This is a genomic window from Neobacillus paridis (assembly GCF_016765675.1).
In the GTDB taxonomy this organism is placed as follows: domain Bacteria; phylum Bacillota; class Bacilli; order Bacillales; family Cytobacillaceae; genus Neobacillus; species Neobacillus paridis.
The window spans coordinates 499-1,048 of record NZ_JAESWB010000272.1 but is presented as its reverse complement, the minus strand read 5'-3'; the positions used below and the strand labels follow the sequence as shown (position 1 = coordinate 1,048).

1 protein-coding gene is annotated in these 550 nt (G+C 60.9%); it reads right to left on the bottom strand.

The window, feature by feature from the left end:
• On the bottom strand, positions 1–550 hold a 550-nt coding region (locus JK635_RS17710), incomplete at both ends, for a cache domain-containing protein (protein ID WP_202655275.1).

The following is a 550-nucleotide window of genomic DNA, read 5'->3' as shown; positions in this document are numbered from 1 at the left end:
CTTCCTCCTTGCCCAGCGCGGCCACGGCGATCAGGGGGAAATCGGCGAGCTGCACATAGCCATAGATACGCTCGATGCCATCCTGCTGCGCCGTGAGCAGGGCATTGCCTTCGAGGTTTCTGGCAAGGTGGTCGCGGTACAGGGGCCGGTCGGCGATGTTCTTGCCTATCAGGTTTTCGACGGCGGGCCGGCGTGTCAGCACCTTGCCTTCGGCCAGCATCAGAATGATGGCGCCGTCCTTGCCAAGCTCGAAGCGATCGTGGAAGCGCTGAAGATAGGCCAGGCTGATCGAGGCAACGGCAACGCCGGCAAACTGTCCTGATGGGCTGTCTATGCGGCGCGACAGGGTCATGACCCAGGCGCCAGTGGTGCGGTCCCTCAGCGGTGGTCCGACAAAGGCGGCCGTGCCGCGATTGTCCCGATGGTAAATGAAATATTCGCGAAATTCGCTAGTCAGATCCTGACGCATGAATTGCTGTGAGTTAACCAGCCAGCGTCCCTGGCTGTCGATCACCGTGAGCTTGTCCAGTAGCGTGATCTCGCGGGTAAG